Here is a 23,887-nt window from a genome sequence, read left to right as displayed (position 1 = left end):
AGATGCAGAGACAAAAAGGGAAACAAACTGATCCATCGCTGACCTTTCGCCTTCAACTCCTTATTCCCCGCTCTGCCGCAAAAGTTTCGCTACGAGTCCTGTCCAGCCAGTCTGATGGCTGGCACCGAGGCCGGCACCGTTGTCGCCATGGAAGAATTCGTAAAACAACAGGTGATCACGAAAATGCGGGTCGGTCTGAACCTTCTCAACGCCGCCGAACGCCGGCCGCTTTCCTGATTCGTCTTTCAGGAAGATCCTTGACAGGCGGCGCGATATCTCCTGCGAGACTTCCCACAAATTCATCATACTGCCCGACCCGGTCGGGCATTCGATCTGGAAGGCGTCCCCGTAATAGTGATGAAATCTCTGGAGCGATTCGATCAGAAGATAATTTACCGGAAACCACACGGGTCCTCGCCAGTTCGAGTTTCCGCCAAAAAGGCCGCTGGTCGATTCCGCGGGTTCGTAATCGACCCGATGCTCGCGGCCGTCAACTTCGAGAAAAAATGGACAATCCTTATGAAAACGCGACAGAGCCCTGATACCGTGCGGAGAGAGGAATTCATCCTCGTCAAGCATAATTTTAAGTACGCGTTCCAGGCGTTCGCGATAAGCAACGGCGAGCAGCAGACGCTCACCTTGTCCTGGTGTACGTGCACAGTTGATCTGGTCGGTCAGTTCCGGCCGGTTGTCGATGAACCAGCGCATTCGCCGTTGGAAATCAGGCAGAGCACGCAAAACATCCGGCTCGATCGTAGCGACAGCAAACAACGGGATCAGGCCGACCATCGAACGTATCTTGAGCGGCAAGCTGTGGCCAATATTCGGCAGATGAAGAACATCGTAATAGAAACCGTCATCCTCGTCCCAGAGTGAAATGTTATCTTCGCCGAGATCATTCATGGCATCAGCGATGTAAACAAAATGCTCCCAGAATTTACTAGCCACATCCTCATAGGCATCGTCCTCGATGGAAAGTTCCAGAGCGATGGCGAGCATATTCAGACAGTACATTGCCATCCAGCTCGTGCAGTCCGATTGATCTAGCCGTCCGCCCGTAGGCAGCGGCTGCGAACGGTCGAAGACACCGATATTGTCGAGCCCCAGAAAGCCGCCTTCGAATACATTGCGCCCGTCGGCATCCTTGCGGTTGACCCACCAGGTGAAATTTATCAGGAGCTTTTGAAAGATGCGTGAAAGGAATTTTCGATCACCAACGCCCTTCGCCTTTTTCTCGATCTGATAAACGCGAAGCGCCGCCCACGCGTGAACCGGCGGATTGACATCGCCGAACGCCCATTCGTACGCCGGTATCTGGCCGTTCGGGTGCATGTACCACTCGCGGAGCATAAGGATCAGCTGCTCCTTGGCAAATTCCGCGTCGATCATCGCGAATGGAATGCAGTGGAATGCAAGATCCCACGCCGCGTACCAGGGATATTCCCATTTATCCGGCATCGAGATGATATCGGAGTTAAAGAGATGCCGCCATGATTTGTTGCGCCCATTTAGCCGCTCGAGCGGCGGCTTTGGCATCGCCTCATCGCCGTCGAGCCACTCCTCGATCACATAATGATAGAACTGCTTCGACCAAAGGAGTCCGGCGAACGCCTGTCGCTGAACACTCTTTGCGTCGTCCGAAAGGCCATCGGCAAACTGCTCGTAGAATTCATTCGCCTCGGCAATACGCTGGGCGAAGATGTCGTCAAAGTCAGAACCGCCGCTATTGTCAGAACCGCCTGCGTAAGCGGGCCGATCGACGCCCGATCCACGCTCATCCGGAGCCGGATCAAAAACTGAGCCTCTTCCTCCAGGTGACGCCGAGGGTTCTGACTCGGAGAGCCGCATCCTAAGTATTATTTCGCCTCCTGCCGGAATCGTGAGGCTGTAATTTGCGGCTGCCTTGGTTCCTCTTCGCTCCGGATTTACGGCGTGGACGGTTCCGTTTACTACGAACTCGTTTATGCCGTCTTTAACAAATGCAGTATTGTTCTTCGCACCAAACAGACGCTCGTTGTTCGTCTCGTTCTCGGTAAAAAGTAATTCCGGTTCGCCATCGAAAACGAGCGTGCGTTCACCCAATGTGCCGAGCGAAACACCGATGGTATTCAGGTCGAGAGCGGAAAGTTGGTCAGTCGGTTCCTGGCGCTTCCAGACCCACTCGTTGCGAAACCAGAGTGTCGGAAGCACATTTATCTTCGCCTCATCCGGGCCGCGGTTGATCACGGTTATCCTGATGAATATGTCCTCGACGTCAGCTTTGGCATACTCGACAAACACATCAAAATATCGGTCATCGTCGAAAATGCCGGTATCGATGAGTTCAAATTCCGGATCTTGCCGGGTTCGCCTGCGATTTTCCGTGATCAAGCGTTCGTATGGATATTCGGCCTGCGGGTACTTGTACAGGTATTTCATGTACGAGTGGGTCGGCGTCGAATCGAGGTAGTAATAGAGTTCTTTTACATCCTCTCCGTGATTCCCTTCGTTGCCCGTCAGGCCGAAAAGGCGCTCTTTCAAGATCGGGTCGCGGCCGTTCCAGAGAGCGACGGCAAAGCAAAGATTCTGTCGTCTGTTGCTGATCCCGGCGATGCCATCCTCGTTCCAGCGATAGGCACGCGAACGGGCATGGTCATGGGGAAAATACTCCCATGCCGAACCGTCAGCCGAGTAATCCTCGCGCACTGTTCCCCAGGCACGCTCGGCCAAATACGGCCCCCAGCGTTTCCAGTTCTTCGACCGGTCGTCCGATTCTACAAGGCGTTTTGCTTCGGCGTTCATAAGATCTGTACTTTTTGCTATTAGAACAGAAAAGTACAAACCTGACGAGGACTTTTCGTCGGCTTCAGCTCTTAGGTGAATTCCTGACAAAGAGGATCAAATGCGGGGAGTCGTGTATACCGAGCCGGCGGGGTGATTTGCCGCTGAAAATCTCATCGCAGTTTTTGGAGCAACGCGGGCAAGCCACGTCATGGCAGTCAGTTTCAAAGAGTGTTGGTGGCGGTTTGCAACGCGGAATGCCATGACCGCTTCGGTGTAATCGCCGCTCCTCAGGAATGAATGCCCTTGTTCGACGGCGATCTCAGCTTCTAGTTCGGCAATTCGACGGCGGACGATCTTCGTTTCTTCCTCGTTCAGTTCTATCGTGCGGCGAATATTTTCGAACACGTTCCTTTCGCACTCAAGGCGGGAAAGTGCATCCGGCTCCGCGCCGTCCCTCTCCGTCCGAAGTTTGACGAGCTGTTTGTTCTGATATCCGATCCGGGCTCCTGCCTTAGCCATTCTGAGCCACAGGTGAAGTGCCGGTCTATTAGCGTTTTCGTAAGCGAACATTCCGGCAGCAGCGATATGGCTTTTGCGTACCACAGTTCCCGACATCAGCACGTTGCAGCGGCGTTCGAGCAGGCTTAGGCTGTTGACCTCGCCAGCGGACGGAAATCTGTCCATGAAGTTGCGTCTATAAGCCGAATTCGTCCCGAAGATGGCCGCATCGCAATAGACCAGGTCGAGGCCGTTACGTTCGAGATAAACATTCTGCGAGGCAAGAAGATCGGGCTGCCATAGATCACCGGCATTCAGGAATGCAATGATGCTGCCGCGGGCATTTTCGATCCCGGTGTTGCGCGCCGCTCCTTCGCCGGCATGGCGTTGACGAATGTAGATGATGTCCTCCATCCGCATTTTCAGTTCGCGCTCAAGATAGTCGGTATCATCGGAACCGTCATTGACGACAATGATCTCGTGTTCGCGATATTTCTGGGCGAGAACCGAATCGACCGTTTCCTTGATGTATCGCGCCTTATTGTAAGCCGTGATAATGACAGATACGCGCGGCGGAGCGTCGAAGACATTCCGGCCTACGCGTTTGCGTATCTGTCTGGGTTTTTGAGTCGATTCCGGCATTGTCAGAAACTTGACGATCGTCGATCGAAACTATCGGGTTCCGCGGATCGGGTCCCATCTGGTGTAGATCTCGCCGCGCAGGAATTTATAAAAGGCGACGGCCGAAGCGAGATTGGCGAGCAAAAAATACAGCGGCATGGCGAGCACGCCCAGACGACGGCCAGCGCGCTCGAGCAGCCAGCCGATGGCTCCGAGGAGATAAAATGCCGTCTGTCCGGCAAATATAAGCGAATAGATGACCGACTCCGCAGCCAGAGCAAAACACGCAAAATAAGCCACAAGCAGGATCAGCGGCACGGCATATCGCATAACCTTATGCGAGATCAGTTCGATCGCAAAAAAACCGCTCTTGAACGGATTGAGCATATCGCGATTTCGCCAGAGGTCGGTAAATGTTTGCGAAATTACGCGGACACGCATCTTCATTTCATGATCCGCGTCACGGTTCGTTTCCTCTGTGCAAACGGCTTCGGGCTCAAAGACGCTTCGCAGCCCCTTGCGATATATGCTCGTGCAGATCAAGAAGTCCGAACAAGCCTCCGGATAGAGCGGCTCGTAGGCGGATTTGCGGACAGCATAGAGGCAGCCGGACGCACCGATCAGGGAGCAGGTCTGGCTTTCGGCGATCTTCATGAAGGTCTCATAGCCCCAGTAGCTCTGGGCTCCTTTGCCGACGTTGCTGCTCATTTCGTCGACATAAACTAACCGCCCGGCTACGCAGCCGACGCTCTCATCGGCAAAATTCGGCAGCAACGTCCTAAATACATCTGAACGATAGGCGGTCGTCGCGTCAGAAAAGAGAATTATCTCACCGCTAGCCAGTTCGACGGCTGCATTCTGCGTCGCCGTCTTGCCAACGCGGCCTTCCTTTCTGAAGAGTTTTACACCTCGATCCCCGAATTCTTTTACGATCTCATCGGTGCGGTCCGTTGAACCATCGGACGCAACGAGGATCTCGATCTTGTCTCTTGGATATTCGATCCTGAGAGTGTTTTCGATCTTTTCACGGATCGCATCTTCCTCGTTAAAAGCGGTGATAAGAACGGTCACGGTTGGCTCTATTTCACCCTTTTTAACCATCTTTGGCGAAATAATGCTCGCCAAATAGACGAGCACGGGGTACCCAATGTACACGTAGCCCAACAGGCCGACGCAAATCCAAAATACTATTTGCTCTAGAGAAAAGATCATGTACTCGGAACCGCCTGCCTATCCCAAAAAGGCGTCGCATTTATGTCCTCGGCCAGGCCGTTTTCTAAACTATAAATTCTCCTGAAGGCCACCGCATACGCGATCAGGTAGTAGATGAACCAATTGTACGCGACGGATGCAAAGAAACTCGTGATCATATAACCCACGATGCTTGCCTGCAGCCCGATCGCAACGTAATAGAACCAATTCAGATCGTTCGCCTTATAGAGCGTCCGCTCGATCGCTCCGAGTTTACGGAACGGGCTCACTATAAACACAAGATACGCAATAAGACCTAAAATCCCGAGTTCTGAAGAAACTTGTGTATAAGCATTGTGTGTCTGCAAATTTCGGGCTCCGAAGACCGGCGAGTTTCCGATACCGATGCCCCACGGATTGCGGGCTGTAACGATCAGAGAGGTGATCAAACCCTCACGTCTCGCTCCTGCCGATCCGACCGGATCGAGTGAGGGAAAGAAAATAGACAGCAGCCGGATCCCATAATTTCCCGGCGCGATCGCCAGAATGAGCACGCCCAAAACCAGCGATACGACAGATACATTCAACCGGCTCTTGCGGCCGAGTTTCCAGACCAGCACGCACGTGACACCGATCAGACCGAGAAATCCGCCGCGGGACTGCGTAAATAGATTTGCCGCAAGAAAAAGCCCCGCACTCGTAAAATACACAAGCCGCAGAAGCTTGTTCTTAGTAGCTATTCCCAGCGTTATGGCGATCGGGATCATCATTATGAAATGCATCGCCATTTCATTCGGATTACCGAAAATGCCCCTTACTTCCGTGATCGCTACACGATAGCCTTCAATAGAGAATTCCCCGGCCATGTACCTGCGGATCGTCTCGATCGCGAGATAAACGCCGATTCCCAATGATATCGTGATCAATCCCATCAGCCGTTTACGCGTTCGCACCACATTTACGATAACGATAAAGATCGCGACGGCCTTAATGTAAGTATCCGAAAATGTGTCCCACGCCATCGCGTGGTCCTTGGAGATCGGCATCGTTATCAAAGCGATCGCCGTCATCGCAAGTATCGCCTTGACCTCGGTCGAGAGCATCGTCAGATTGCTCTCCGTAATAATCTGGCTCGGAATATAGATCGCTATCGTCGTGAGAGCAAAATATATCGTCGTCGAAGCAAGGAACTGCGTGCCCGGAATGATCTCGTAAGGCCGCACGAGCGTCATAAAGGTAAACAAATAAAGGCCGATGTAGGTCATGAAATGCCCGTTGCGGACAAGCCAGTTATCCTGCTTCAGCAATTTGATGTCTTTCGCGTGCCGTTTTTCGTTAATGTCGTTAACCGGCGGCGGGGCAGCTTCGAAACGCGGTTCGGGCTGCGGCACGGCCGTCTCGGCAACAGGTTCGAACGCGGTCTCAGATCTCAGGTTCGGCTCGTTCACAGGTTCGGGCGCACGTTCCGAACGCGGCCCGGACATGGTCGAATAGCCGCCGCCGCCCGAAATTGTTTTCCCGGGCGGCCGCAGCGGATTGTAATCGAGGCTTGTAGATTTTCCTGATGGCATCGTAATAGCCGTCTTTTACCTAAGCTGTCTCCTTCTTTCTAAGGGTCACGATCAAGTTGGTTCTAAAACGCCGCAGCGATCGCCGCATGAGCAGCTTTATCCAAATAAGTTCCGCAACAGCGATCGGCGGTATCACCGCACAAACTGCATCAGAGCTGACAAACTTTATTTTCTCGATCTCGAAATTCGTCTTTTCCGCCAGAGCCAATATCTTGTCCTCGCGATTTGCCTTGTACTGGATCTCAAAAACATCGTCTTCGATCCTGCCATCCATCAGCGACGCGAGCTTTTTGACGATCTTTTCCGGAACCATTCGACGCAAAACAGCGAAATAGCCGGTCTCATTCGGCGTGTGAAAGATGAACTTTGCACCTGGCTTTAAAACACGATTGATCTCCGCAAACTGAACCTGCGGGTCATCGAGATGCTCAACGACCATATTTGCCGTCGCGGCATCGAAGAAATCATTCCTGAACGGCAGCCGGTCCGCCACGCCGCAGACCTTGCTCGAAACTGTCTTATGCTTTAGCAGCGACGGAAAATCGACGTCGATCCCCACGACCATTCCGGCTTTTCCAAAAAGTTCTTTTTCCTGCTCGAACCGCCACGGCGGCAGCAGATGATGCCCGCAGCCGACGTCCAGCCAGGTCGCCTGCTTTGGAATATCGGAAACAAGTACATCCTCGTAAACCGCTTGTGAATAACGCAATTTCGGAACGATCTTTCGTTTAAGGAATCCGTAGGTATTTTGAAGACGCTCTCTGATGCTCATAACTGCTGACAAGTGTTACCGAAACTTTCCGTGCACTCTTTAATACACCGAAATCGACTGAAATTTCAGATCACCAGCAGCGGGCTCTAGATCGCGAGTTCTTTTTCTACGGTTATCATTTCCCGTACTTTCTGCTTAAGGGCTTTCTCGAACTGCCGTGCTTCATTAACTCCGCTGAATGAAAGCTGCTGCAGGTTCGCTTCGATGCGTTTGCGATAGTCTGAGACAAGCGAATCCGAAACTCCCAACATCTCGGCAACCTCGAGCTGCGTGCCGCTGTCCGAGATAAGATAGCAGTGCCATAGTACGTTGATCATGCGGTCGTACTGTTTCGCCTTGCCGCGGACGGATTTGTTGAGCGTTTTTAAGAATCCGTCAACAAAATTAGCGGCTGCGGTCTCGGCTTCGTTTCTTAGCAGGTCTTGCTCCGGCGTTTCGCGGGTATCCGTAAATTCGAACGGCATCCGGTCGTCGTCATCGCTGTCGGTTCCACTGCCGACGGGCACGAGATGAATATCCATGATCGGCAGACGCGACATTACAAATGAGCGAAGCGACCGAACATCAACCGGCGAATCGATCGCCTTAAATACTCTGATAATGAGCTTCTCAAGTTCCGGATTGCTGATGACGATCTGTGCATCGCCTGTGCAGCCGACCATTCTCGTATCGCGGCCGTAGAAAGAGACTGCTTTCACGCGTTCGTCCATTTCCTGCACGTCGCGGCGGGTCTTCTTATATGTCCAGTCCGATAGTCCGTAGAGACGGTCGGCAAGCCGACGGTGAGCTTCCGGATGATCCAGATTGTCGAACCGCTTGAACGCATCGCTCGTCTGGATCAGGGTCGACACGCGTCTCGCAAGGCGGTAGCTTTCCGGGTATCGCTTACGCAGCTCGGCCGTAAGCATGTTGGTCAGCTCGATCTGGCTGATCTCGGCTTCGATCTCGGCATCCGACATTTCCGTGTCGATGTAGTGCTGAAATCGGTCTTTGCTCAGCAGGGCGACAAACAGCTCCTGCGTGAGATCGGTGTAGGCATTCTGCTTGCCCTCCTCGACGAGAAAGCCGGCACGTTTCGAAGCCCGCACCAGCGGGTGTGACGAAACTATGCGGTGTAACTCGATCCAGATCTGGTTAACGTCCGACGTCTTGAGACTGTCGTTCCATTTACCTACTTTGATCTGTCTGAGATGAGCGGGGCGTGGTTGCCGTTCCTTTGTTTTCACTTCATTCATAATCAGCCTGTCCGATCCAGTGTCCGGTTGCCGCGTTCAAAAAAATATCTTCCGCAAAAGGACCGTCGAGCAAACGATCCGGTTTTCGATGCGCACCCTGCCCATCCGGTTGCGGGTCTTTTCTGTCTGCGTGCGTTTTTTGGGTAGAAAGTTTGGCGAGAGCGGTTTCCGAGCTTTTGGAACCGTTCCGTAATTGGGGGTTTGTGAGATGTGATGCCCTCTCACTACCTACAGTTAAGATAGTAGCAATTATCTGTACTTAGTACAACCATTTTTTGTTATGTTGTATATTGTTTATACACTTTCGGTAAATGTTGTAATAATTAGACTTATGAACGCATTTTGCGGGATTTAAGTCGCAATTGAGCAATTTTCGTCATTTTTATCCGACAAGTTTTGGAAGCAATCGGCCATTACAGATTTACTTTTGATGTAACAATGAAAGGCTCACGCACAGCGGCTTGCTGGGAGTGCGTGTAATGATCCTAGCAGGTTTCGCACCTAATCTATGCACAACGGAAAGAATACAGGTTTTTGCAAGAACGAAGATTGCCCCACGTCGATCGAATTGCTCGAGTTCCAAAACGGCGATCTGGCACGATCTCGCAGCACCGAGATCAATAGACACCTTGCGTCATGCGAATTCTGCTCTGCCGAGGTAGAGTTCTATTCCCATTACCCGCAGGCCGAAGGGCCCGTCGAAGCAACCGCGATCCCGGCACCGCTCTACGAACTGGCTGAAGCTCTGCTCAAGAATCGACACTCCGATTCTCACTCGCTCAACGCTCTTCTGAAGGAAAATGAAGAATTGATCGTGGACGGCATTCGCTAGGCATTTAAGACACGTCTGATGAAAAAAGGCAGCCCGTCGAAGGCTGCCTTTTTTGCGCTTGCGATGAACCGGATATCACTCCAGCCCGATAAAGTTAACGTCGTCGAGCGAATCGGTCACGTTTACAACCCGCGAGCTAAATCGATAGCGACTTGAGCGGACGCCGATGACATAGCTCTGGCCGCCGATTACGTCCTCGAAGCGATAAACGCCGAATGAGCCCGTGACAAACGTCCTTCTGTTTCCGTTCGGATCGGTCATCGTCACCGTTGCTCCTCGCACGCCCTGGCCGGATGCGTTCAGGACGCGGCCCGAGACCGCCACACCGGCAGCGGTGGTTCCGATGACGACGTTCCCGCTTTGGTAGGTCGTAGCGAGCAAAGCTCCCTGGGCGTTCGAAACGCTCTGAGCGGTCGGCGTTGACGAGAAGGTGACCGGATAAGTCCCGGCCGCAGCGTTGGCAGGAACTGCGAACGTCACGGTGATCATCTGCCTTGCTCCTGCCGCGTACGTATTTGTCGAATCGACCAGCACGCCGAGGCGTCCGGCTGCCGTCTGGCTGGTGTTGGTTCCGAGATTCGAACCTGCCGGAACACCGCCTCCCAGAGCCGAACTGACATAGGTCAGGACCGAAGCCGGGTAGTTCACCGTGTAGCTTGCGGATGCCTCGTTACCGAGCGAATCAAGCATGAACGAAACCGTCACTTGCTGGCCGGCGATAGCCGAAGCATTCACCGCACGAATCACACGTCCGCCCGTGCCCTCGGCCGTCTCGCCGCGGGCCGCCGCCGGAGCGGTCGGGCCGCAGACCGGTTTGGTGGTGATCGGAACGCCGTTGAGCACTCCGAGGTTGTAGCCGCGGATGACGGTCACGTCGCCGGCCTCGATCTGAGCGTTGCCGCAGGCTCCCGGAACGTCGAGATTGACGTCCGCTGCCTGGAACTGAACGCCTGCCGGGATCGGCGGCAGGTTGCCGAGCACGACCTGGCGGATGTACGAAACGTCGTTCGACAGGACCTGATTATCGCCCAGCGGGCCGCCGCTGCCGTCGACCACGTCGCCTTCCGGCCGCGTTGGAAGCGGTGTCGGTGTCGGCGTCGGTGTTCCGGCCGGCGTTGGCGTCGGGGTCGGCCCGATCACGCCGTCGTCGTTGAGGATCGTTCCGGTTCCGGTCGCTCTGCCGATGACGCCGTTCGAAACGGTCGTCATGTCGACGAGGAACGTTTCATTCGGCTCGACCGCGGTGTCGCCGTTAACCAGAACGGTGACCGTCTTCGACGTCTCGGTCGGTAAGAATGTGACCGTGCCGTTCGAAACCGCGGTGTAATCGCCCGGTGCCACTGCGGTTCCGTTCGCCGTCGAATAGGTCACGAGCGAACTGAACGAAGTCGGGTTACCCGAACGCGTGATCGTGAACGTGAACGCTGTCGTTCCCGCATTACCTTCATTAGCCGAAACATCATTGATCGAGAACGAAGGCTCAACGTCGTCGTTAAAGATCGTTCCGATACCATCTGCTTCCTGAATGTTGGCGTTTACCGGGTTCGACAAACGAAGGAAGAACACCTCATTGGCTTCGAACGTTATGTCGCCGTTGACGGTGACGGTGACGATCTGAAGCGTCGGTGAATTCGGGCCGAAGGTTATCGTACCGGACGTCGGCAGATAGTCATTATTTGCGACGGTCGCGGATCCGTCGACCGTTGTGTAATTGACCGTCCTCGCAGCACCTCCCGGAGGCGGCAATTGCGAGATCGTTATCTCGAACGCGAAGTTCGTCGTACCGGCATTAGTCTCATTACGAGTAACCGAATTGACCCTTATCTGAGGCCCGACCGGTATCGGCGTAGGCGTCGGCGTAGGCGTCGGCGTTGGCGTCGGCGTTGGCGTCGGCGTTGGCGTCGGCGTAGGCGTCGGAGTAGGCGTCGCCGTTGGCGTCGGCGTCGGCGTCGGCGTAGGCGTCGGCGTTGGTGTCGGCGTAGGCGTCGGCGTCGGCGTAGGCGTTGGCGTTGGCGTAGGCGTTGGCGTTGGCGTCGGCGTTGGCGTCGGCGTTGGCGTTGGCGTTGGTGTCGGTGTCGGCGTCGGCGTCGGTGTTGGCGTCGGCGTTGGTGTTGGCGTCGGCGTTGGTGTCGGCGTCGGTGTTGGCGTCGGCGTCGGCGTCGGCGTTGGCGTCGGCGTCGGCGTAGGCGTAGGCGTAGGCGTAGGCGTCGGCGTCGGCGTCGGCGTCGGCGTCGGCGTCGGCGTCGGCGTCGGCGTCGGCGTTGGCGTTGGCGTCGGCGTCGGCGTCGGCGTTGGCGTCGGCGTTGGCGTCGGTGTCGGCGTCGGAGTCGGCGTTGGCGTCGGCGTTGGCGTCGGTGTCGGCGTCGGAGTCGGCGTTGGCGTCGGGGTAGGCGTCGGCGTTGGCGTTGGCGTTGGTGTTGGTGTTGGCGTCGGAGCACCCGTAACTATCGTGCGATATGCGCTCCGTCCGTGTGTGAATGCGAAAAGACTCGTTTGCGGACCAACTGTGTTTAAGGCCAGTGACTCGGTTGCTACATTTGGGAATCCGCTCTCTTTCAGCCAATTCGTTCCGCCGTCAATTGATACAAAAACGCCGAGATCGGTCGCGAGGAATAGTCTGGCGGTATTAGCCGGATCTATAACTATCGCATGAACCGGGATATCCGGGATAGTGTTTGGGCCGGTACCGTCGATATTGGTCCAGGTCGAACCGGAATCGACGGATTTGAAGACATGGCCAACGTTTGCACCATTATTAAAAGTTGAAACCGTAGCGTAAACCGTGGTCGGACTGACCGGATCTGCAGCCAGCCATGATACGACATTATCGTCAGCCCTAGGCTTGCTGCTGGTCCAGGTGGTCACCGCGGTTGATGTCGTGCCGATCCCGGTTGTAAATACCGAGCCGTTTATCCCTCCACCACCGGTACCGGTTCCTGCATAGACCCTATCGCTATTGACGGGCGAGATCGCCCATGCAGTGATCCGCGAGCCAAAAAAGGCTCCGGCCTGCGTCCAGTTGCCGGGGACACCAGCGGTGGCGTTTGAATGGCGCCAAGGAGTTGCTCCACCGATCCACATTCGGTTTGCATTCGACGGGTCCTGAGCAAATGGAGTTATGAATTCGAAGTTATTGGAGGTTTCCGTAATGCCGCCGGTAAAAGCAGAAAAACTTGCTCCGCCGTTAACAGAGCGTTGGATGGAAAGGCGAGTAAATTCGGTCCATATCTGGCTGGTATTACCCGGATTGACCGCGACATAGCCGCCGTCACCGCCGCTAACCGAGGCCCAGGCATTTGCTCCACCGCCGTCTGTCCCTCGATTTGTACCGTTGTCCTGAAAACCGCCAAAATACGTTATGCCGTCAGGATACGGAAGTCCGTGATAGAACTGCGAAACCTGATAACCATTATTAAGCTCGGTCCATGCCACAACTCCAGCTGCGGTGTTGCCGCAGATTGGTGAGGTGCCGGAGATCGGAGTCGGGGAAAACGATACCGGGGCTCGCGCGTCGGTCGTCTTAAAAAGACCGCCGTCGCTGCCGTTGAACATTATTTTGTTTGAGGTACCGTTGTATTGCGGGTGGAATACTATGGCGTGATTATCCGCATGAGCATATTCAGGATCGGCCCCCCTTGCAAACCACCAATGGGAGGCTTGTCCCCAATTCTGGCCGCCGTCGTTAGATCGGAAAAGGTCAATGCCGCCCGACCATACAATGTCGGGATCTAAGGGGTCAACTGCCAGCACATTATCATACCAACCTTGACCGAGAACAGTGTTGCTGCCTCCAAAGCCGCACGTGGCTTGAACTGCAATTACTGGATTCGATAAAAGCAGCCCGTTGAGTGTTCCACTCGGTGCCGCGGTATTTACCCGGGCTGTCCAGTTGTCTCCGCCATCGGTCGAACGATATACCTGAAGCAATGCACCAGTGCTAAGATGGGCAGACATTGCGTACATGGTCCCCTGGCTGGATGGGGCTATCGCGAGCGACGTTCGGCCCATATTTGCGGGCGCGAATTCGTCCGTCCACGTTCCCGCTCCGCCAGCATCAGTATTTCGCCAGATGTGAGCCTGAACGAAAGTTCCCAGAGTTGCCACGACCCAATCGGTCGCCTGATCATTACGGATCACCAGATCCATCGCCCCGTTATTACCGTTTGCAGCATTTGACGCGAGAACCAGGCTCCAGGTCGTACCGCTATCAAGGCTGCGGTGCACGCCGGTTCTTGTCGCCGCGTATATGTGCGTCGAATTTGCCGGACTTACGACCACTTTATTTACAAAGAAAAAATCTGCGGTATTGGTGGCAGCGAGACGAGTCCACGTCGTTCCGCCGTTGGTTGTCTTAAAGATACCGGCACCGCGGACGCCATCCGCATTGAAAAACCCTTCGCCGGTACCCGCATATAGGATCTGACTGTTAGTCGGGTCCATAGAGATCGATGTCACGGCAAGGTTTGCCATAAAATCATCAAGCGGAGTCCAGTTGGTACCGGCATTAGTTGTTTTCCAGATGCCTCCGGCGACTCCGGCCGCAAACATCACGTTTGCATCGGTCGGATCGATCACTAACGCTCGTGTTCGGCCGCCGACATTGCCGGGCCCGATATTCGACCAGGTAAAATCAGGAGCGTTTGGAGAATCTGCTGACCCAATACCGCGCTCCTCGTCTGACGGCAGGACTTTTCCTTCCGCAGTCGAGTACTGGCCCATCTGGCGTATCTTTTCCCGAGCCTCGAAGTAACGTTCGACCGGCAACTGCGTCTCACCCGCCGGAAGCCGTTGCTGCAGGTAGTACTCCATCGCCTCATCCGGCTTATCAAAGCGTTCGCCGATCTCGTTTTTTATGCGATATTCTTTCCCTTTCCGGGTAACGACCAGATCACTCTCCTCATCCTCGTCCCCCTTCGCACCGTCCTCTTTTTCACCGAGCTCTTCTGTTCGCCTGTTGCTGGTCTCATTTTCGATCCGGCTTGTTCTGGCGTTTTCCGAAAGTCGTCTCGGTTGTATGGGCAGTCCGTTATACGCATTTTCACTGAGAAAAATATTCCCGTTAGGATCGATCGCCGGCGGCACGATAGGCTCGCTCGGCTGAGCAACTGCCGAATTAAGCGAACCGGGCAATACCTCGGGCTGTTCGGTAGCTACGCGGGCAGTCTGGTCGCCGGGCGTTCCGATCTTCGCCTGCCAGATCAGAAGGCCGACCAATGAGAAAACGCCGATCGAAGCGAAAGCGAGCAATAAGTTACGATGAGAAGACGCGAAGAATGGAAAGAGCTTTTTCATAGACTACCCCTGGGCACTGTTGCCCGATCATGCATGAAGAAAAGGACCTCGGAAATTTAAAAAGCGAAATGCGCTCAGGTAATAGAGAAGGTCGTCGCAAGGCCTTTGCTGACATGAGGAGGCCTCTGAAACGAAAACTAACTCTGCGTGCTACTATTTAGAATCGTTGCTAGGATACACCGAGTTAGCTAAAAAACAAACCCTTTTTTTTGACAAGTTCATAATTAATAAGCCGTTCCTAAAACGCCTGACAACGGCATCGCATCCGGCTTTCATCCTAATATTGGTATGGTTCGTTCGATCACAAACAAATTCAGCCTGATGCCATTGATTGCCTTATTCTCCATGATGCTGATATCCTCGTGTGCGTTTTCGCAGCCTTCTCTGCCAGTTGAGAACGCTAATTATCGAGTCGAAGCCCCATCTAACTCTATGGAAAATACGCCCGAAGCTCCGAAATATTTGGCACTGGGAATTTGGGGGGCGACGGGAATAGTCTTAACCGTCCATGAAAGTTCAGTAAGCATCGATCTGCCGTGTGCAAATGCGAATTTCACGGGCCGTCCGAAACTGAACAAGAAAGGAGAGTTCGACGCTGCCGGCCGATACAATCCCGAAGGCCCGGGAGCTCTCGCGATCGAGCCCGGTAAACCGGAACCCAGTCCCCGCAAAGATGCCCGGGCAAGCCAAAACGCCCGGTTTCACGGCAAAGTCACAGGCAAAAAGCTTGAACTCACCATAACGCTCGTAGAATCGAACGAAAAGCTGGTATTTTCGCTCGAACACGGCAGAGCCGGCCGAATCTTTAAGTGCATGTAGTGTTGGCAACGAGAAGAATGGTCCGTGGCTGGAATCCGGATCGCGCACTATCGGTTCGGCAAAGTGAAAAAGCTGCCCGACGCGGAGTGATCGAAGCCGTATCGAGGCGGAATATTAGCCGTTTTTAAGTTTGACCAATCTGGCAAAGTCCTTTGACCAATCTTAGGTTTTCGTGTGACCAAATTGGCAAACTACTTCGACCAATCCCAATAAAAATGGGCGTTTTGCTCAGATCGGCGGCTTTTTTGAAAAATCTGCCGTCGAAAAGTTTTTTCACAAAATTCCGACGCCAGATCTTCGGTTTTTAGTGCTAGCTTCCGCAGATCTCGTCGATCGCCTCGGAGTACTTTTCGTCGATGACCGAGCGCTTGATCTTGAGGGTCGGGGTCATTTCACCCTTGTCGATGGAGAACTCCCGAGGGAGCAGATAGACGCGTTTCACACGCTCGTAATCTGAGAGTTCGCGGGTCAGGTCAACGGCGTCTTTTTGGATGCGCTTTACGAAATGCGGATCCTCGCAAAGCTCCTCGCGGGAACGCTTAACATCATACCCTTCGGCTGCCATTTCTTCCTTCAGGGCATCCCAATCAGGCACCACTAGAGCACCTACCTGCTTGCGCCCGGAGCCCACCACCAGGGGCTGCGAGATGAGCGGGCTCTGCTTTAACAGGCTCTCAACCTGCAGTGGAGCGACGTATTTGCCGTTCGACAATTTGAACAGATCCTTCAATCGGTCAGTGATGTAAAAATGCCCGTCATGGTCAACGTAACCTACATCCCCAGTATGGTAAAAGCCTTCCTCATCGATCGCAGCGACCGTCGCTTCTTCGTTTTGATAGTAGCCCTTCATCACGTTTTTACCGCGGATCAGGACCTCACCATCTTTCTCGGCGATCTTCATCTCGACGCCTTCAAATGGAGTTCCGATCGAGCCGACTTTGCTGTCCTCAGGCCGATTGGCACAGGTCACGCAGGCCTCTGTCATACCATAGCCTTGAAGGATCGGAATGCCCGCGGCCCAAAACGCGTAGCTCAATTTCTTGGAGAGCGGTGCCCCACCGGAAACGAAAAACCGCAGACTGCCGCCAACGCCGTCACGCCATTTAGAGAAGACCAGACGGTCCGCCAGAGCATGCCGTGCAGCCAGTATCGGCGAGACCGATCTGTGCATATCTTTGGCTTCCCAATACTCCTGACCGACCACCAAAGCCCAGTTAAAAAGCTTGGTTTTCCACCCGCCAGCCGCCTTACCCTTCTTAACGATCTTATGGTAAACCTGCTCAAAAAGCCGCGGCACGGCGGTCATGATCGTCGGTTTCACTTCCTGTAAATGCGAGGCGAGTTGATCGAAAGCGGCACAGTAATGGATAGAAACGCCGTTCGAGCAAAGGACGTAGAAGACGGTTCGTTCGAAAATATGCGAGAGCGGAAGAACCGCAAGACTCCGATCGGTTGACTTGATCGGCAAGCCCTTCGAAATAGCGACGATGTTCGAGACAAAATTCTCGTGCGTCAGCATCACGCCCTTCGGTTCGCCGGTCGTTCCGGAAGTGTAGATTATGGTCGCAAGGTCCGATGCCCGGATCTCGGCGAGGGAATTCTCGACCGCATCGGAGTCGATCTTCGCATGCTCGACTCCTCGGTTCTCCAGTTCACTAAGCGAGGTCGCCCGGCTGTTCCCTTCCGGCATTCCGTCAGCGTCGAAAAAGACCAGTTTTTCAAGCTGCTCAACACTCTGGATCGCGTTTTCGGCATGCTTCCATAGCTTCTTGCCCGAGATGAAAAGCATCTTGGCGCCCGAGTTTTCAAGGATATAGCGGATCTGCTCGACCGCCTGAGTCGTATATATCGGAACGTTTACCGCACGCAGGCTCAAGATGGCGAGATCGACGAAAGACCACTCAGGCCGATTTTCGGAGATGATCGCAACACGATCGCCAGCCTTCACGCCAAGAGCAGCCAAACCCATCGCGATCCGTTTTACGCGCTCGACCACCTCGTTACCGTTGAGATATGTCCAGACGTCATTGACCTTGAACGCGAGAGCATCGCGCTTATTGTGGCGGGCGAACGATTCAAAGCAATAATGCGGAATCGTCTGCGGAATATTTTCGAACCCGATGAGGTTTTCAGCGATCATTTGGCGCATCTCAGCGAGCCGGTCCAAACCATTTTCTCGCGTAATTTTACATTCTTGCAAATACGCGATTGCAAGTCCAATAGTTACGGTGCTTCGCCGTAGTTGGGATGTCGACGGAAGGGCTAGAATTGAGATGCATGAACAGGAGTCTACTGTGAGATTCTGGTTTTACGGGTCGCGACCCAGAGGCAAACGGCTCCGGCGAGGCAAGCGGCCGGACAGGCAAGCAATGCATAACGCATCATTGCCGGATCCACGGTCGAGCCGAAACGATCGCTTAGGATCCCGATAAGGTTAGAACCGATTAGGTATGAAGCAATGTTGACGGTGAAGAAGAATATCGCGATACCAAGCCCCCGAAGGTTGATCCCAGCGATCTCGGTAACATCCGCCGCTGCCGCTCCAACCCAGCCAAGGGCGGTTGCAAGCAGCAAAAATCCGGCAGGTATTATCAGCGAAAAACTATCCGAAAAGAGTACGACCAGCCACAAAGGAACCGAAACGAGACAAAGAATGATGCCAAACATCATTCTTCCATACCCTTTTGTTTTGAACCAATCGGCCGTAGCTCCGGCAAACAATGTCGCAGGGATTCCCGCTGCCAGCGTCATCACCCCTGCCCAGAATCCGTAGGTCGGGATATCAACCGTATGAACGCGGGATATAAAAACAGCTCCCCAGATCGACATGCTGTTCGTCGCAAGGCCAAAGAGCGAGTAGCCAACACAGAGCAAAATAAAGACGGGATTGGTTAGCAGCCGTTTCCAGTCCGTGCTCGAGTAATTGACGTCATTTGACCCAACCGGAGAGCTTCGAGCGGGCTCACGAAGAAACAACGCCAAGACGCCAAAGATCGCTCCGGGAAATCCGACCAGCATGAATGCAGTACGCCAACCAAATTGGCTCAAACTGCCCCCAAGAAGGGCCGCCGAGCCCGCTCCGATCGCGATACCCATTGAATAAATGCTGGTAACTGTCGCTCGGCGGGCGGGCGGAAAATAGTCAGCGAGCAGCGAGATCGCCGCCGGGCCAAGCGTCGCCTCTCCGACACCCACCATAACGCGGCAAGCAAAAAGCGTCCAGAAATCGTTGGCAAACGCTGTCAATCCCGAGAAAACGCTCCAAATTATGACGCCGATCGCGATGATCTTGCTCCGCGAACCGCGATCAGCAAATCGCCCGAACGGAATCCCAAGGATCGTGTAAAAGATCACGAATGACGTTGTTCCCAGCAGAGCAAGCTGCGTATCACTAAACGCCATTTCTTTCTTTATCAGAGGAAAGAGAATGTAAATTATCGTTCGGTCGAGGAAGTTGAGAACATAGATAACCATTAGCAACGCCAGGGCGTACCAGGAGTAGAGCGGTGTTTTCTCGGTCTTCTCGTCCATTTATTTAGTTTAGGATCATGATCTTGGACTCGCCCTGGACAAGCGTTTCGCCGTTTTGATTAGTGCAGATGTTCTCAAGCGTGACGATATTTTTATCCTCACGAATATTCGTGACAGTGGACGTCGTCGTGACCATATCGCCGATAAAGACAGGCGCTGTGAATTTCAGCGTCTGTGACAGATAGATCACCGTGCTTCCCGCGTATTCGTTGCCGAGGATCGCTGAAATGAAGGCCCCGCTCAGCATCCCGTGAGCGATCCGCTTGCCAAATCGCGTCTTTGACGCAAACTCCTCATCAAGGTGAATAGGATTGTAATCACCCGAAACATCAGCAAATTTTTCTATCAATTCAGCAGTGACCTCGCGGGAGTTTGATAGACTGTCTCCGATTTTCATTTCCATATGCATTTCCTGGTTCAGCCTCGGCAGCTATTTCTTTCCTAAAAATTCAAGCACCGCTTTGTTAAAATCTGCCGCTTTTTCGAATTGCGGTGCGTGTCCGCAAGCGTCAAAGATCAAGATCTCAGAACCCGCGATCCCTTTATTAAAGGTGTAGGCGTCCGCAACGGGTAGCAAACCATCCTGTTTACCCCAGATGATCAGTGTTGGTTTTCTGATCTCGCCAAGCCGGCCGTTGAGGAAATCTTCTTTTCGTTTAATTGATTCGATGATGCTGTTGATCGTGCCGCCGTCATTTGAAGTGACGCGAGCGGTCATAAATTGATCCACCAAAGCCTCGTTATTCTGCAGTGCAGGGTTCGCGAAGATCAGCTTCATATTCGCCCGGATCTCATCACGGGTCGAGTTATTCAGTTGGTAGACCTGAGACTCGCCAAAGTTTGGCGGCACGATGCCGGCTGCGTCAGCGAGGACTATTTTATTGACGCGATTTGGGTACTTTATCGCTGTCAGCGCCGCTACCCAGCCGCCCATCGAGTTACCGACTAGCGAAGCACTCTCGATCTTCAACTCGGACATGAATTTATCGAGAAAATCTACGTAAGTCCCAACCCGGTATTTCAGAAACGGTTTGTCCGATTTTCCGAAGCCAACCTGATCAAGCGCGATCACGTGATAATTCTGTGAAAGGGCCGCGACGTTCATCGACCAGTTCGCCGTGGAGCCCCCAAGGCCGTGCAGCAGAATTACGGTTGGTTTCGCCGGGTCACCGGCCTCGAGATAATTGATCTTGGCTCCGAAAACAGTTGCTGTTTTTTCGGGCGTTTGCGCGAAAACAGCTGCCGATAGCAAAACGATAAACAGGGCTAATATATTTATCCGACCGATCTTCCTATTCATACAAATTCTCCAAAATAGCCTTATAGTTGCGGGCGACGACAGCTCGTTTGAGCTTCATCGTCGGAGTTATCTCATCACGTTCAGCAGAAAAATCATGGTCCAGGACGACGTAATTCTTGATCCGCTCAGAACTCGATACACGTGCGTTTGCTCTGGCCACAGCTTCTTCAATTGACACATTAAGATCAGTGGCGAAAGCTGCTTCCGCCAGATTAACCGTAATCAGTGCCACGCAATAACTTCGCCCGTCGCCGTAGAGAAAACAGTGGCTGATCAGGTGCGATTCCTTGACGTAGTTTTCGACGAGTGCAGGCGCAACATTCTTTCCGCTCGACAGTACTATGATCTCTTTTTTGCGTCCGGTTATCTGCAGAAAACCGTCTTCGTCTACGCCCCCTAAGTCTCCGGTTCTTAGCCATCTATTAGCGTCGAACATCTCGGACGTTCGTTCGGGCTCTTTATAATACCCCGAAAACATCATCTCGCTTTTCACCAGTATCTCGCGGTCTGCTGCGATCTTAACCTCGCACATCGGCATCGGCCGGCCCACAGTGCCAAATTTATTGGCATCGACCGTGTTGAATGCGACGCAGATATTTTCGGTAAGTCCATACGCCTGCAGGATCGGAAGCCCGCGGCTGCGGTAAAATTCCGCGATCTCGGGCGGCAGCGGAGCCCCGCCGGACGTAAGCAACCGCACGCGTCCGCCGAAGGCATCCTTCAGATCCTGTTCACTGACGTCCGCCTCACCCTTCTTCGCAATAACACTAGCGTGAATTTTCTCGAAAAACCTCGGCAGCGAAGCAAAAACCGTCGGCTTCACATCGAGCATTTGCTCGTAGAGCTTACTCAGATCGTTGATAAAATACGCCGGAGTTCCGTTATACAAACGATTGTAGATGCCAGAAATTCTCTCAGCCACGTGGCAGCCGGGAAGGTATGAAAGCGCGATATCGGTCTCAAATATCGGAACCGCACGCCGAAGCGATTCGACGCTGTTCAGAATATATTTATGCGAAAGCATCGCACCTTTGGGCTTGCCCGTCGTTCCAGACGTATAGACCATTATCGCCGTCTCGTCCGCGTCGGCATTTCCGCCGATCTCTTTAATCTGCGGCAGAAATTCCCGTCGCCGAGCGCTACCAAAAGCTAGAGCATCGGAAAACGCCGAAACACGACCGGTAGGGAGTGTGCCCTCTAAACCTGCAGCATTTACAACAAATATCTCGCGAACCGTCGGCAATTCGAGGCCTGCAAGCTTCTTAAGTTGCTCAGCCGAATCGACCACAACAAATTCCGCGTCGGAATGATCGATCACATATTCACACTGTTCAGCCGAACTTGTCGGATAGATCCCAACGCCAACTCCACCCGCCGCAATCGTTGCAATATCGCAGATCGTCCACTCAGGAATATTCCCCGCGAGAATCGCAACGCTTGCACCTTTTGTCAACTCTTTCGCGAGTAAAGCACAGGCGAGATCGTGAACTTTATCCTCAAATTCTTCCCAGGTCTGCGATTCCCAGCCTTTTTCAACGTGCGTGAAAAACACGGGTCTATCACCGTATTTTGCGGTTTGTGCACGGAATAGGCTGTAGATATTCTTAAAATCCATGAGCCGCTAGTATCGCATTGCCAAACAGGCCATATTCAGCCCACCGCCTGAGGCACAAAGAACGACAGTGTCGCCGCGTTTTATATTACCTGCCGCGAGAGCGTCGTTAAAGACCATAGGAATGCAGGCCGAGCCCGTGTAGCCCCATTTGTCCATGATCGTGTGCGTTTTTTCCCAGGGGATATTCATCTCGTCCATGACAAGCTTGATCGTGGAAAGATTGACCTGAGTCCAAAGAAAAACATCAACCTCGTCACGCTTTAGGCTGGCTTTGGCGAGAACCTCATCAACGATCTTTGGCCATCCTATAATGTTGACCTCGGGCGGATATTTTTTAGCGAAGCGGAGACGGTTAAAGTTATTTTCGGCGAGAACCCCCTCGGTAATGGGCTCCTTTGTCCCGCCAGCAAAGATTCCCATAAAGTTGTGATAGCTACCGTCGGCGACAAGTTTTGATGCGAGAAAATGCTGCTCGCCGTCGACCGCTTTCAAAACAAAAGCTCCCGCCCCATCGGCAAAAAGCGTTGAGGTTTTCTTATCCTTCCAGTCGATGAATTTGCTCATCGCATAGCAGCCGATCACGAGAATATTTTTGTAGGTCGCATCGGCAATGATGTACTTAAACGCTGCATCGAGTGTGGTTACAAATCCCGCACACGCACAGTTAATGTCGAATGTCCCTGCGTTTACAGCTCCGATGCGTTCTTGCACGACAACCGAGGTCGCCGGCGAAATATACTCCGGTGTATCTGTCGCAAGTAATATTAGATCGACATCAGCAGCCAAGATGCCCGCGTCCTGCAGTGCGGCTTCAGCGGCCATGGTCGCGAGATCGGCCGCACTCTCATCGTCCGCTGCAATATGCCGCTCGCGAATGCCGACGACGTTCGTTACAAACTCATCGATATCAACACCGAGATTCAAACTCAGATCGGCGTTGGTCAATATTCTCTCGGGAACGTATATCCCAGTTCCGATTATTCGAGCGTCGCGCATAGATCAGTTATAGGTTGTCAGTCGTCACCAAAAAATCGACGACTAGTTTGTTGAATTCCATGGCATTTTCGACAAAGATCATGTGGCTTCCGTCTTTAATGACTCTCAACGTCGCATTCGGCAATTTTGCAGCCAGATTCTGGGAGTTCTGCATCGGGACCAGATTATCGCGGTCACCCGTTATCACAAGTGCCTCGTGATTTATATGACCGAGCTGTGCGGAGACATCGAACGCAAACGCAGTGCGAAGCTGAGCGACGTAGGTTTCTTCGTCTACCTCATTCTCCTCGCGAAGGCGGCATACCTTTTCAACGATCTCGGCTTGTTCCCTATTGAATTCCTCGGTAAATGCAGGGCGAAAAAATCGCCTGATCTGCTCACCGACAGTGTATTCCGGATTTCGTGTGAACGACCGTAGGATCTCGATATCCGGGCTCACATGCTCGCGCCCGCCCGCCGTGGTGCAGGCGAGGATCAGCTTATCGACGCGCTCGGGAAACCGCAATGCGAAAGCCAAAGCAACAAAACCACCGAAGCTTGTACCCAGAACACTTGCCTTTTCGATCGCCAGTTCGTCTAAAATATGCAGAACATCGCCAGCAAAGGAATCAAGAGAAAGATCCGGTGCGTTTTTTTCCGATCTTGACCTCCCGATACCGCGTGGATCGTAACTAATTACCTGTAGATCTTTTTCGAGATCTTTCTGCCCGAACCAACTCCAAAGACCCGAGGCAAATCCCGGGATCAGAACGAGGGGAGCTCCCGAACCAGCGGTCTCATAATATATTTCCGCACCGGCGGCATTGAAAATAGGCATCGTACGAGGTTTGTCTGAGAGCCAATAAAGTAGG

General features: G+C 53.3%; 16 protein-coding genes. 2 read left to right on the top strand and 14 right to left on the bottom strand.

Features of this window, described 5'->3' with window-relative positions:
- Positions 1 to 60: 60 nt before the first annotated feature.
- The 6 genes from IPG22_12950 to IPG22_12925 all read right to left on the bottom strand — a co-directional run bounded on the left by IPG22_12950 (position 61) and on the right by IPG22_12925 (position 8,651).
- Positions 61 to 2,781: a glucosidase gene (locus tag IPG22_12950; protein ID MBK6589194.1), complete on the bottom strand. Its 2,721-nt coding sequence runs from the start codon at positions 2,779 to 2,781 to the stop codon at positions 61 to 63.
- 96 nt (positions 2,782 to 2,877) lie between these two features.
- On the bottom strand, positions 2,878 to 3,903 hold the full coding sequence (locus tag IPG22_12945; protein ID MBK6589193.1) for a glycosyltransferase family 2 protein: 1,026 nt from the start codon (positions 3,901 to 3,903) through the stop codon (positions 2,878 to 2,880).
- Positions 3,904 to 3,933: 30 nt separating this feature from the next.
- Positions 3,934 to 4,983, bottom strand: a complete 1,050-nt coding sequence (locus IPG22_12940) for a glycosyltransferase family 2 protein (protein MBK6589192.1) — start codon at positions 4,981 to 4,983, stop codon at positions 3,934 to 3,936.
- Between the two features lie 107 nt (positions 4,984 to 5,090).
- Positions 5,091 to 6,644 carry a hypothetical protein gene (locus IPG22_12935; protein ID MBK6589191.1) on the bottom strand — a complete coding sequence of 518 codons (1,554 nt, stop codon included), beginning with the start codon at positions 6,642 to 6,644 and terminating at the stop codon, positions 5,091 to 5,093.
- A 19-nt stretch (positions 6,645 to 6,663) separates the two neighbouring features.
- Positions 6,664 to 7,416 (bottom strand): class I SAM-dependent methyltransferase, encoded by a 753-nt coding sequence (locus IPG22_12930; protein ID MBK6589190.1) that lies wholly within the window; start codon positions 7,414 to 7,416, stop codon positions 6,664 to 6,666.
- Positions 7,417 to 7,502: 86 nt separating this feature from the next.
- Complete coding sequence (locus IPG22_12925; protein MBK6589189.1) at positions 7,503 to 8,651, bottom strand: hypothetical protein; 1,149 nt, start codon at positions 8,649 to 8,651, stop codon at positions 7,503 to 7,505.
- 508 nt (positions 8,652 to 9,159) lie between these two features.
- Between IPG22_12925 and IPG22_12920 the strand changes: the two genes are divergently transcribed.
- Positions 9,160 to 9,483 carry a hypothetical protein gene (locus IPG22_12920; GenBank protein ID MBK6589188.1) on the top strand — a complete coding sequence of 108 codons (324 nt, stop codon included), beginning with the start codon at positions 9,160 to 9,162 and terminating at the stop codon, positions 9,481 to 9,483.
- Positions 9,484 to 9,558: 75 nt separating this feature from the next.
- On the opposite strand, the gene IPG22_12915 is transcribed toward IPG22_12920, so the two are convergent.
- Positions 9,559 to 14,775 (bottom strand): hypothetical protein, encoded by a 5,217-nt coding sequence (locus IPG22_12915; GenBank protein MBK6589187.1) that lies wholly within the window; start codon positions 14,773 to 14,775, stop codon positions 9,559 to 9,561.
- A gap of 432 nt (positions 14,776 to 15,207) precedes the next feature.
- Between IPG22_12915 and IPG22_12910 the strand changes: the two genes are divergently transcribed.
- Positions 15,208 to 15,594, top strand: coding sequence for a hypothetical protein (locus IPG22_12910; GenBank protein ID MBK6589186.1), 387 nt, complete (start codon positions 15,208 to 15,210; stop codon positions 15,592 to 15,594).
- A 310-nt stretch (positions 15,595 to 15,904) separates the two neighbouring features.
- Here IPG22_12910 and IPG22_12905 read toward each other — a convergent pair whose 3' ends face one another.
- The 7 genes from IPG22_12905 to IPG22_12875 form a co-directional block, all read right to left on the bottom strand.
- A complete protein-coding gene (locus IPG22_12905) occupies positions 15,905 to 17,734 on the bottom strand; it encodes a long-chain fatty acid--CoA ligase (GenBank protein MBK6589185.1) in 1,830 nt (609 codons plus the stop codon).
- 149 nt (positions 17,735 to 17,883) lie between these two features.
- Positions 17,884 to 19,125, bottom strand: coding sequence for an MFS transporter (locus IPG22_12900; protein ID MBK6589184.1), 1,242 nt, complete (start codon positions 19,123 to 19,125; stop codon positions 17,884 to 17,886).
- A 4-nt stretch (positions 19,126 to 19,129) separates the two neighbouring features.
- Entirely contained in the window at positions 19,130 to 19,522 is a 393-nt protein-coding gene (locus IPG22_12895; protein ID MBK6589183.1) for a MaoC family dehydratase, read from the bottom strand.
- 33 nt (positions 19,523 to 19,555) lie between these two features.
- Complete coding sequence (locus IPG22_12890) at positions 19,556 to 20,425, bottom strand: alpha/beta fold hydrolase (GenBank protein ID MBK6589182.1); 870 nt, start codon at positions 20,423 to 20,425, stop codon at positions 19,556 to 19,558.
- Positions 20,418 to 22,040, bottom strand: a complete 1,623-nt coding sequence (locus IPG22_12885) for a long-chain fatty acid--CoA ligase (GenBank protein MBK6589181.1) — start codon at positions 22,038 to 22,040, stop codon at positions 20,418 to 20,420. The genes IPG22_12890 and IPG22_12885 overlap by 8 nt, the downstream gene beginning before the upstream one ends.
- Positions 22,041 to 22,046: 6 nt before the next feature.
- Positions 22,047 to 23,036 carry a ketoacyl-ACP synthase III gene (locus IPG22_12880; GenBank protein MBK6589180.1) on the bottom strand — a complete coding sequence of 330 codons (990 nt, stop codon included), beginning with the start codon at positions 23,034 to 23,036 and terminating at the stop codon, positions 22,047 to 22,049.
- Between the two features lie 7 nt (positions 23,037 to 23,043).
- Positions 23,044 to 23,853, bottom strand: coding sequence for an alpha/beta hydrolase (locus IPG22_12875; GenBank protein MBK6589179.1), 810 nt, complete (start codon positions 23,851 to 23,853; stop codon positions 23,044 to 23,046).
- Positions 23,854 to 23,887: the final 34 nt, after the last annotated feature.

The sequence above is a fragment of the Acidobacteriota bacterium genome (assembly GCA_016703965.1).
Lineage (GTDB): Bacteria > Acidobacteriota > Blastocatellia > Pyrinomonadales > Pyrinomonadaceae > OLB17.
The sequence above is the reverse complement of the archived record's forward strand: the minus strand, read 5'-3'. Positions and strand labels throughout refer to the sequence as shown.

Bases quoted from the DNA above. Each gene is read 5' to 3' on its own strand.
- IPG22_12950 (MBK6589194.1), bottom strand. From the start codon at position 2,781: ATGAACGCCGAAGCAAAACGCCTTGTAGAATCGGACGACCGGTCGAAG.
- IPG22_12945 (MBK6589193.1), bottom strand. From the start codon at position 3,903: ATGCCGGAATCGACTCAAAAACCCAGACAGATACGCAAACGCGTAGGC.
- IPG22_12940 (MBK6589192.1), bottom strand. From the start codon at position 4,983: ATGGTTAAAAAGGGTGAAATAGAGCCAACCGTGACCGTTCTTATCACC.
- IPG22_12935 (MBK6589191.1), bottom strand. From the start codon at position 6,644: ATGCCATCAGGAAAATCTACAAGCCTCGATTACAATCCGCTGCGGCCG.
- IPG22_12930 (MBK6589190.1), bottom strand. From the start codon at position 7,416: ATGAGCATCAGAGAGCGTCTTCAAAATACCTACGGATTCCTTAAACGA.
- IPG22_12925 (MBK6589189.1), bottom strand. From the start codon at position 8,651: ATGAATGAAGTGAAAACAAAGGAACGGCAACCACGCCCCGCTCATCTC.
- IPG22_12920 (MBK6589188.1), top strand. From the start codon at position 9,160: ATGCACAACGGAAAGAATACAGGTTTTTGCAAGAACGAAGATTGCCCC.
- IPG22_12915 (MBK6589187.1), bottom strand. From the start codon at position 14,775: ATGAAAAAGCTCTTTCCATTCTTCGCGTCTTCTCATCGTAACTTATTG.
- IPG22_12910 (MBK6589186.1), top strand. From the start codon at position 15,208: ATGGAAAATACGCCCGAAGCTCCGAAATATTTGGCACTGGGAATTTGG.
- IPG22_12905 (MBK6589185.1), bottom strand. From the start codon at position 17,734: ATGATCGCTGAAAACCTCATCGGGTTCGAAAATATTCCGCAGACGATT.
- IPG22_12900 (MBK6589184.1), bottom strand. From the start codon at position 19,125: ATGGACGAGAAGACCGAGAAAACACCGCTCTACTCCTGGTACGCCCTG.
- IPG22_12895 (MBK6589183.1), bottom strand. From the start codon at position 19,522: ATGAAAATCGGAGACAGTCTATCAAACTCCCGCGAGGTCACTGCTGAA.
- IPG22_12890 (MBK6589182.1), bottom strand. From the start codon at position 20,425: ATGAATAGGAAGATCGGTCGGATAAATATATTAGCCCTGTTTATCGTT.
- IPG22_12885 (MBK6589181.1), bottom strand. From the start codon at position 22,040: ATGGATTTTAAGAATATCTACAGCCTATTCCGTGCACAAACCGCAAAA.
- IPG22_12880 (MBK6589180.1), bottom strand. From the start codon at position 23,036: ATGCGCGACGCTCGAATAATCGGAACTGGGATATACGTTCCCGAGAGA.
- IPG22_12875 (MBK6589179.1), bottom strand. From the start codon at position 23,853: ATGCCTATTTTCAATGCCGCCGGTGCGGAAATATATTATGAGACCGCT.